The sequence below is a fragment of the Mycobacterium sp. 852002-51163_SCH5372311 genome, assembly GCF_001667115.1.
Lineage (GTDB): Bacteria > Actinomycetota > Actinomycetes > Mycobacteriales > Mycobacteriaceae > Mycobacterium.
Genome location: NZ_LZIJ01000133.1, coordinates 1 through 9480, shown reverse-complemented (window position 1 = coordinate 9480; position 9480 = coordinate 1). Strand labels below are relative to the sequence as shown.

General features: G+C 65.9%; 8 protein-coding genes and 1 pseudogene. 2 read left to right on the top strand and 7 right to left on the bottom strand.

Features of this window, described 5'->3' with window-relative positions:
* A pseudogene (locus A5791_RS16410) lies at window positions 1–198 on the top strand (sorbosone dehydrogenase family protein); the annotation flags it as partial.
* 12 nt (window positions 199–210) lie between these two features.
* Here A5791_RS16410 and A5791_RS16405 read toward each other — a convergent pair.
* The 5 genes from A5791_RS16405 to gatC all read right to left on the bottom strand — a co-directional run bounded on the left by A5791_RS16405 (window position 211) and on the right by gatC (window position 5600).
* Window positions 211–696 (bottom strand): flavin reductase family protein, encoded by a 486-nt coding sequence (locus A5791_RS16405; protein ID WP_082966967.1) that lies wholly within the window; start codon window positions 694–696, stop codon window positions 211–213.
* A 35-nt stretch (window positions 697–731) separates the two neighbouring features.
* Window positions 732–2240 (bottom strand): Asp-tRNA(Asn)/Glu-tRNA(Gln) amidotransferase subunit GatB, encoded by a 1509-nt coding sequence (gatB, locus tag A5791_RS16400; protein ID WP_067238945.1) that lies wholly within the window; start codon window positions 2238–2240, stop codon window positions 732–734.
* 440 nt (window positions 2241–2680) lie between these two features.
* On the bottom strand, window positions 2681–3712 hold the full coding sequence (locus A5791_RS16395) for an ATP-dependent 6-phosphofructokinase (protein WP_067238941.1): 1032 nt from the start codon (window positions 3710–3712) through the stop codon (window positions 2681–2683).
* A gap of 107 nt (window positions 3713–3819) precedes the next feature.
* Entirely contained in the window at window positions 3820–5304 is a 1485-nt protein-coding gene (gatA, locus tag A5791_RS16390) for an Asp-tRNA(Asn)/Glu-tRNA(Gln) amidotransferase subunit GatA (protein WP_067238938.1), read from the bottom strand.
* Window positions 5301–5600 (bottom strand): Asp-tRNA(Asn)/Glu-tRNA(Gln) amidotransferase subunit GatC, encoded by a 300-nt coding sequence (gatC, locus tag A5791_RS16385; protein ID WP_067238935.1) that lies wholly within the window; start codon window positions 5598–5600, stop codon window positions 5301–5303. Before gatC ends, gatA begins: the two co-directional genes overlap by 4 nt.
* A gap of 96 nt (window positions 5601–5696) precedes the next feature.
* Between gatC and A5791_RS16380 the strand changes: the two genes are divergently transcribed.
* A complete protein-coding gene (locus A5791_RS16380) occupies window positions 5697–6353 on the top strand; it encodes an amino acid-binding protein (RefSeq protein WP_156661385.1) in 657 nt (218 codons plus the stop codon).
* On the opposite strand, the gene A5791_RS16375 is transcribed toward A5791_RS16380, so the two are convergent.
* Complete coding sequence (locus tag A5791_RS16375) at window positions 6350–9241, bottom strand: RND family transporter (RefSeq protein WP_067238927.1); 2892 nt, start codon at window positions 9239–9241, stop codon at window positions 6350–6352. The two genes, A5791_RS16380 and A5791_RS16375, sit on opposite strands and share 4 nt — an antisense overlap.
* Window positions 9238–9480: MmpS family transport accessory protein (locus A5791_RS16370; RefSeq protein ID WP_231995925.1), on the bottom strand; the 243-nt coding region annotated here is incomplete at its 5' end. The genes A5791_RS16375 and A5791_RS16370, both read right to left, overlap by 4 nt.

Genomic DNA, 9480 nt, shown 5'->3' with positions numbered 1-9480 from the left:
GCAGTCACCGGTGAGCCCGACGTCGTGCGCAAGGAGACCCACGGGCACGCGTGGGCGTTGAAGATGTCGCCGGACGGAAACGTCTGGGGCGCGACCGTCAACAAGACCGCCGGCGATGCGGAAAAGCTCGACGACGTAGTCTTCCCGCTGTTCCCGTCCGGCGGCGGCTTCCCGCGCAGCAACGACGACAAGACGTAGCGAGAGTTCGGCTCAGGCCTCGTGGCCGGGTTCGATGTCTTCGACGTGGGAAAGGCGTAGCAGGTCGTCGGAGCTCTCCGAAGCCCAGACAGTGACGGGCTCCAACAGGTAGCCGACGTGGTCGCCGACGTCGATGCGTTCCAACGTCCGGCCGACGAACCACGCGAGCGCATCGTCCAGAATCGGCATATCTTCCGGACCGGCGTGCCACGAGCAGCGATCGAATTTGTTGATCCGATCACCGGTTTGGCCGCCGAACAGTTCGGCCAGGTCATGCTGCTGCCGGGACATGATGTGTACCGCGAGGTGTCCGGAGCGGCCCGCCACCTTGAACGTGTGGTTGCGTTTGGAGATGCCGACCAGAAATCGCGGCGGGCGGATGCTGGTTTGCGTGGCGAAGCCCACCAGACAGCCCGATGGGTGGTCGTCGGCTCGGGTCGTCACCACGAAGATGGGATAGTCCAGCATGGACATCAACTCGTCGAATGGTTCGTCCATCACAGCACCATGAGATTTGCGGCCTCGGGTTGCCGTCAGCCTTGACCGCAGGCAGCCAGCACGAGTTCGCGTACCCGCGCCGCGTCGGCCTGGCCGCGGGTGGCCTTCATGACCGCACCGACGATCGCGCCCGCGGCGGCCACCTTGCCGCCGCGAATCTTTTCCGCCACATCGGGATTGGCGGCCAGCGCCTCGTCGACGGCAGCCTGCGTCACCGCGTCGTCGCGTACCATCTCGAGGCCACGGGCGGCCATCACTTCCTCGGGTTCGCCCTCTCCGGCCAGGACGCCCGCTACGACCTCGCGGGCCAGCTTGTTGGACAGCTTGCCCTTGTCGACGAGCGCCACCACCTGGGCGACCTGCGCTGGGGTGATGGCCAATTCGTCCAGCCCGATGCCGGCCTCGTTGGCCTTTTGCACCAGGAAGTTCCCCCACCAGGCCCGCGCCGATTCGCTGGATGCTCCGTGCTTGACGGTCGCAGTGACCAATTCGACCGCACCCGCGTTGACCAGATCGCGCATCACCTCGTCGGAGACGCCCCACTCCTGCTGAATCCGCTTGCGGCTCAACCACGGTAGCTCCGGAATGGTTTGGCGCAGTTTCTCGACGAGTTCACGGCTGGGGGCGACGGGTTCCAGATCCGGCTCTGGGAAGTATCGATAGTCCTGTGCGGTTTCCTTGGCACGGCCGGGACTGGTGTACCCGGACTCGTGAAAGTGTCTGGTTTCCTGGATGACCCGGCCGCCAGAGGTCAGAACGGCCGCCTGGCGCTGCATTTCGTAACGCACCGCGACCTCGACGCTTTTCAGGGAGTTGACGTTCTTGGTTTCGGTGCGAGTACCGAATTCTGTTGTACCCCTTGGCATGAGCGACACATTGGCGTCGCAGCGCATCGAGCCCTGGTCCATCCGGACGTCGGATACATCCAGCGCGCGCAACAGGTCCCGCAACGCCGTCACGTAGGCGCGGGCAATCTGTGGGGCCCGTTCTCCGGCCCCCACAATGGGTTTGGTGACGATTTCGATCAGCGGGACACCGGCACGGTTGTAGTCGATCAGGGAAGCCGTGGCGCCTTCGATGCGGCCGGTCTCACTGCCCAGGTGGGTCAGCTTTCCGGTGTCTTCCTCCATATGCGCCCGTTCGATTTCCACCCGCCAGGTGGTGCCGTCCTCCAGCGGCGCGTCGAGGTAGCCGTTGATGGCAATCGGCTCGTCGTACTGTGAGATCTGATAGTTCTTCGGCATGTCTGGGTAGAAGTAGTTCTTCCGGGCGAAGCGGCACCAGGGCACGATCTCGCAGTTCAGCGCCAGTCCGATGCGGATCGCCGACTCGACGGCGGCCCGGTTGAGCACCGGCAGGGAACCGGGCAGGCCCAGGCACACCGGACACACCTGAGTGTTGGGTTCGGCACCGAATGCGGTGGCGCAGCCGCAGAACATTTTGGTCCTGGTGTTGAGTTCGACGTGCACTTCGAGGCCGAGTACCGGGTCAAAGCGTGCGACGACCTCGTCGTAGTCCAGCAGTTCCGCCGTAGTGACCGTCATGCGCTCGATCCTAATCGGGACCGTCAGCACGGCTCGGCCGGGTGATTCACGCGGACGCGGTAGCGGGCTAAACATTCCCACGCGCCACAGCAAGCTCGGCACATACCGAATTGTCCAGCTTCCAGCGACAATTCGCAGCGGGCGCATTCGCTGGAGTGATTTTGTCGCGCGGGGCCGGACAAAACCGCATGCCTCGACGCTGTGCGCGCGGCGACCCCGTTGTCTCGGGCGTTGGGCGTGAATCCTGGGCGTTGCGCGTGAATCCTGGGCGTTGCGGGTGAATCCTGGGCGGAAATGCGCGCCGATTCCCGCCGCCAGTACACACCGAACGCCCTCAGTTCACACCGAACGCCGTCAGTTCACACCGAACGCCGTTCGTTGCAGGCAATGCAAACCACTACTCGAATCCACCGCCGAGCCAAGAACTCTCACGCCAGACGTCAGCCGAAGAAAGCGGCCGCATCGTCGTAGCGACTTTGCGGCACCAGCTTGAGCTGGCGAACCGCATCGGCGAGTGCCACCCGGCCAATGTCCTGCCCGCGCAGCGACACCATCTGGCCGTACTCGCCGGCATGGGCGGCGTCGGCGGCGTTGACCCCGAACCGAGTAGCGAGCACTCGATCGTAAGCGGTCGGCGTGCCCCCGCGCTGGACGTGGCCCAGCACCGTCACCCGGACGTCCTTGTTGATCCGCTTCTCCACCTCGGCACCCAGTTGGGCGGCAACCCCGGTGAAACGTTCATGGCCGAATTCGTCAATCCCGCCTTCACGCAACTGAATCGAGCCGGCAACGGGTTTGGCCCCTTCGGCGACCACACAGATGAAATGCGAGTCGCCGCGCTGGAAACGCCGTTTGACGAGCCGGCACACTTCCTCGATGTCGAAGGGCTGCTCGGGGATCAGCGTCATATGCGCGCCGGACGCCAGCCCGGAGTTCAGCGCGATCCAGCCCGCGTGCCTTCCCATGACCTCCACCAACATCACCCGCTGATGGGATTCCGCCGTGCTGTGCAGCCTGTCGATTGCGTCGGTGGCCACCGTCAGGGCCGTGTCGTGGCCGAAAGTCACGTCGGTGCAGTCGATGTCGTTGTCGATCGTCTTCGGCACACCGACGACGGGAACGTTCTCCTCGGACAGCCAGTGCGCGGCGGTCAGCGTGCCTTCGCCGCCGATCGGGATGAGCACGTCGATACCGTTGTCGTCCAGGGTCTGCTTGATCTGGTTCAGCCCTGCCCGCAGTTTGTCGGGATGCACGCGCGCGGTGCCCAGCATGGTTCCGCCTTTGGCCAGCAGCCGGTCGTTGCGGTCGTCGTTGGCCAGCTGCATACGACGGTTCTCCAGCAAACCCCGCCAACCGTCCTGGAATCCCACCACCGACGAGCCGTACCGGGAATCGCAAGTGCGCACCACCGCTCGGATGACGGCGTTGAGGCCAGGGCAGTCACCGCCTCCGGTGAGAATTCCGATCCGCATGTCCTCATCTTGCCCTGTGCCCAGTCAGTGGCGCGAGCAGACGCAAAATCGCACGCGTCGGGCAATTTTTACGCGAGTCTGCGTCTGCTCGGCACGGAGCCGCGGGTTCAGATGGCCGAGGGCAGCGGACCACGGGCGGCCTCGTAGGCAGCCCCCACGCGGTAGAGCCGGTCGTCGGCCAACGCCGGAGCCATGATCTGCAGTCCAACGGGCAACTGGTCGTCAGGCGACAGACCCGAGGGCACCGACATGCCGCAATGGCCGGCTAGGTTCAGCGGCAGCGTGCACAGGTCGAACAAGTACATCGCGAGCGGATCGTCTACCTTTTCGCCCAGCCGGAAAGCGGTGGTCGGCGTCGCCGGCGACACCAGCACGTCTACAGATCGATAGGCCTCGTCGAGGTCGCGGGCGATCAACGTGCGTACCTTCTGCGCTTGGTTGTAATAGGCGTCGTAGTAGCCCGCCGACAAGGCGTAGGCGCCAATCATGATGCGCCGCTTGACTTCTGGCCCGAAACCGGCTGCCCGGGTCAACGCCATCACCTCTTCGGCGCTGTGGGTGCCGTCGTCGCCGACCCGCAGCCCGTAGCGCATCGCGTCGAAGCGGGCCAGGTTGCTCGACACCTCCGACGGCAGGATCAGGTAGTAGGCGGCCAGCGCGTGGTCGAAGTGTGGGCAATCGACTTCACTGACCTCTGCACCCAGCGCCCGCAACTGCTCGACGGCGGCCTCGAACGAGGCCAGCACACCCGGCTGGTAGCCCTCTCCCCTGTGCAGCTGACGCACCACTCCGACCCGGACGCCCTTCAGGTCACCTGCCGCGCCGGCCTTGGCGGCACCGACCACGTCGGGTACCTCGGCGGCGATCGACGTGGAGTCGCGGGGGTCGTGCCCGGCGATCACCTGGTGCAGCAGCGCGGTGTCCAGCACGGTGCGCGCACATGGGCCACCCTGATCCAGCGACGACGCGCAGGCCACCAGCCCGTACCGGGAGACCGTGCCGTAAGTCGGTTTGACGCCGACGGTCGCGGTCAGGGCGGCCGGCTGGCGGATGGAGCCGCCGGTGTCGGACCCGATGGCGAGCGGCGCCTGGAAGGCGGCAAGTGCCGCCGCGCTGCCCCCGCCGGAGCCGCCCGGGACCCGCTCGACGTTCCACGGGTTGCGGGTCGGGCCGTAGGCGGAGTTTTCGGTGGACGAGCCCATCGCGAATTCGTCCATGTTCGTCTTGCCCAGGATCGGGATCCCGGCCGAGCGCAGCTTGATGGTCAGCGTGGCGTCGTACGGCGATCGCCAGCCCTGCAGGATCTTGGAGCCGCAGGTGGTCGGCATGTCGACGGTGGTGAACACGTCCTTCAGGGCCAGTGGCACCCCGGCCAGCGCCGACGGCAGCGGTTCGCCGGCGGCCAGCGTCTTGTCGACCGCGGCCGCCGCACTCAGTGCCTCGTCAGCGGCCACGTGCAAGAAGGCGTGGTAGCGGTCGTCGGTCGCCGCGATCTGGTCCAGGCAGGCCTGGGTGATCTCCACCGACGACAGCTCTTTGGCGGCGACCCGAGCAGCGAGCGTCGCGGCGTCGGCTCGGATGATGTCCGTCACTGGCTCTCCCCGAGAATCTGGGGGACGACGAAGCGGCCCTCGGCGGCTTCGGGCGCCTGGGACAGCGCCTGCTCTTGCGTCAGGCACGGCGTCGTCTCGTCCGGGCGGGTGACGTTGACATCCTTGAGCGGGTTGTCGGTCGCTTCGACCCCAGAGACGTCGACGGCCTGGATCTGGCTGACGTGGGTAAGGATGGCGTCCAGTTGGCCGGCGAAGCTGTCTAGCTCCGCATCGGACAACGCCAGCCGGGCCAGGCGGGCCAGGTGGGCCACCTCGTCGCGGGAGATCTTGGGCACGAGCGAAAAGCCTAGCCCGGCGGCTCCGCTGGACGGGCACTCAGGCTCACCCGGGCCGACATGCCGTCGACGCGTCGCTGTGCAACAGTGTTGGCCGTGCCTTCCTACCTACTGCGCATCGAGCTGGCCGACCGGCCGGGCAGCCTGGGCTCGCTGGCTGTGGCGCTCGGCTCGGTGGGCGCCGACATCCTGTCGCTCGACGTGGTGGAGCGCAGCGGGGGCTATGCGATCGACGACCTGGTCATCGAGCTGCCTTTGGGGGCAATGCCGGACACGCTGATCACCGCCGCCGAGTCGCTGCCCGGCGTCCGGGTTGACAGTGTCCGTCCGCACACCGGTCTGCTCGAGGCCCACCGCGAGCTGGAATTGCTCGACCACGTCGCCGCCGCCCGCGACAACGAAACGAGGCTGCAGGTCCTGGTCGACGAGGCACCGCGGGTGCTGCGGGTGGCCTGGTGCACGGTGTTGCGCGCCACCGAGGCCGGGGTGCAGCGCCTGGCGGGCAGCCCGGGTGCGCCGGAGACTCGGGCGGATTCGGCGCCCTGGCTGCCGATGGAGCGTGCCGCCCCGCTCGACGGAGGCGCCGACTGGGTGCCGCAATCCTGGCGCGACATGGACATCACGATGGTCGCGGCACCGCTGCGCGACCCGCACACCGCGGTGGTGCTGGGCCGTCCGGGTCCGGAGTTCCGGCCCTCGGAGGTGGCCCGGCTGGGTTACCTGGCCGGCATCGTTGCGACTATGTTGCGCTAGCGCGACTTGGCGGACACCACCGGGTCGTCGTCCTCCCAGAGCAGCAGTTGACGAACGGCCGGGCGCGGCCCGTAGGGCCGGAGCATCGTGCTGGCCGGACGGGGGCGCACCCGTTGCGGCCACCAGAACCAGCGCCCCAGCAGCGCCGCGATGGACGGCGTCATGAAGGAACGCACGATCAGCGTGTCGAACAACAAGCCGAGGCCGATGGTTGTCCCGATCTGACCCAGAACCACGAAGCCGCTGAACACGAACGCGCACATGGTGATGGCGAAAACCAGACCGGCCGATGTCACCACCGAACCGGTCCCGGCCATCGCGCGGATGATGCCGGTCTTGAGTCCGGCGCCGATCTCCTCTTTGAAGCGAGAGATCAGCAGCAGGTTGTAGTCGGATCCCACTGCCAACAGCAGGATCACCGCCAGCGCCAGCACCACCCAATACAGCTGGATGCCAAAGATGTACTGCCACACCAGGACCGACAACCCGAAGGACGCGCCCAGCGACAGAGCCACCGTGCCGACGATCACCAGGGCCGCAACCAGACTTCGCGTGATGAACATCATGATCAGCAGGATCAGCGAGATCGCGGCGATCCCCGCGATCATCAGGTCCCAGGTGGCCCCGTCCTGGACGTCCTTGTACGTCGCGGCGGTGCCGCCGATGTAGACCTTGGCGTCGGCCATCGGGGTGCCCTTGACGGCCTCGTGCGCGGCTTTCCTGATCGGTTCGATGTGTGAGATGCCCTCGGGGGTCGCGGGGTCGCCTTCATGCGTGACGATCATGCGGGCGGCCTTGCCGTCGGGCGAAAGGAACAGTTTCAGACCACGTTTGAAGTCGGGATTGTTGAAGACCTCGGGCGGCAGATAGAAGGTGTCGTCGTTCTTGGCGACGTCGAACGCCCGGCCCAGCGCGGTCGCGTTCTCGATCGCGGACGCGGTCTGTGCGTAGATGCCCGACAGGGTGGCGTAGTTCGACATGACCAGGTCGCGATTGGTCTGCTGACTGTCGATCTGCGGCGGTATCAACGCCACCAGTTTCGGCTGCAGCGCGTCGAGCCTGTCCAAGGTGGCTGTGAGGTCTTCGAATTTCTGGCTGAGCGCGTCGATGCCGTCGAGCGCGTCGAAGATCGACCGCAGCGCGAAGCAGACCGGGATGTCGTAGCAATGCCTTTCCCAGTAGAAGTAGCTACGGATCGGCCTGAAGAAGTCGTCGAAGTTGGCGATCTTGTCCCGCAGGTCGTTGATCGTGGCGATGGTGTCGCGGAAGTTCTGCGCCTCACTGTGAGTGGTGGCCGCCAACTCCTGCTGCAGGGCATACTGCTGCTTCAGCAGGTCGATCGTCTTCGCCAGCTCGCCGGCCTGTTTCATCAAGTCGTTGGCGCGATCCCGTTGATAGGTAAGGTTTTCCGTCTGGTTAGCGCTTTGCGCGCTGATCTGAAATGCCAGCGAGCTGTGTACCAGCGGGGTGCCCAGCGGCCTGGTGATCGCCTGCACCTGGGCGATGCCCGATGTGTGGAACACCGCCTTGGCCACCCGGTCCAGGATGAGCATGTCGGCGGGGTTGCGCATGTCGTGATCGGTCTCGACCATCAACAGCTCGGGCTCCAGCCGGGCCCGAAAGAAGTGCCGCTCGGCGGCGGTGAACCCGACATTGGCCGGCGCACTGGCGGGCATGTAGGGCCGCGTGTCGTAACTTGTCTTGTATCCGGCCAGGGACAGCAGGCCGATAAGGGCGAGCGCGCACGCCACGGAAAGGATCGGGGCGGGCCAGCGGACGATGCCGGTGCCGATGCGCCGCCAGCCGCGGGTTCGCATTGCGCGTTTGGGTTCGAAGCAGCCCGCCGCAGCGCCCAGGGTCAACACGGCCGGAGCCAGGGTCAGTGCGGCGGCGAGCGCGACGAGAATGCCCAGCGCGGCGGGGATGCCGAGACTTTGGAAATACGGCAGCCGGGTGAAGCTCAAACAGAACACCGCGCCGGCAACCGTCAGACCCGAACCCAGGACGATGTGGGCCGTTCCCCGAAACATGTTGTAGAAGGCGGCTTCTCGATCCTCGCCGGCGCTGCGTGCCTCTTGATATCGGCCGACGACGAATATTGCGTAGTCCGTGCCCGCCGCGATAACCAGCAGCGTGAGCAAATTCGTCGAGTACGTCGACAGCCCGATGACCCCGGCGTTTCCGAGAAAAGCAACGATTCCCCGGGCGGCGGCCATCTCGATGAGGACCGTCAACAACACCAGGAGCATCGTGATGAAGGAGCGGTAGACGAACAGCAGCATCACCGCAATCACCCCGACGGTGATCGTGGTGACTTTCGCGGTCCCCTTGCTGCCCACTTCGAACTGATCCGCGATGAGCGGCGCAGCGCCGGTGACATACGCCTTGACTCCCGGCGGTGGTGGGGTGCGCGCGATGATGTCGCGAACGGCATCGACGGACTCGTTGGCCAGGGCCGAGCCCTGATTGCCGGTCAGGTTCAGCTGCACATACGCGGCCTTGCCATCCGTGCTCTGCGATCCCGCCGCGGTCAGCGTGTCGCCCCAGAAGTCCTGAACATGCTCGACGTGCTTGCGGTCCTGCTCCAGCTTGCGGATCAGCGTGTCGTAGTACCGGTGGGCATCCGCGCCGAGCGGCTGGTCACCTTCCAGGACCACCATTGCCGAGCTGTCGGTGTTGAACTCGTGGAACACCTGGCCGATGCGCTTGGTCGCCTTCAGCGCCGGTGCATCCGGTGAGCTCAGCGCTACGTTGTGGACTTTGCCGACGTCTTCCAGTTGCGGCACAAGCGCATTCGTTATCGCGGCCAGGGCCACCCACAACACCAGAATCGGCACCGAGAGCCGCCGGATGGTGTGCGGTACGCGAGGAGGTCGGGGGCTGGTCATCCGGATTTGTCCAGGCAGAAGGTGTAGGCGTCGGGGGTGTTGACGGTGCGCTGGTCTTTTACTTCACCGTTGACGATGATGCGGCAGCCGATGGTGTCGCCATTGCCCTGAGCCACAACGTTGCCGACGACCGCGGGCTCGGTCGTGGTGATCGTGAACGACCAGGGCAACGGCGCATTCTTGACTTCCTGCGGCTGCGCATTGACATCAAGGTAGTTGATGGTCGCCACCGCCCCCGG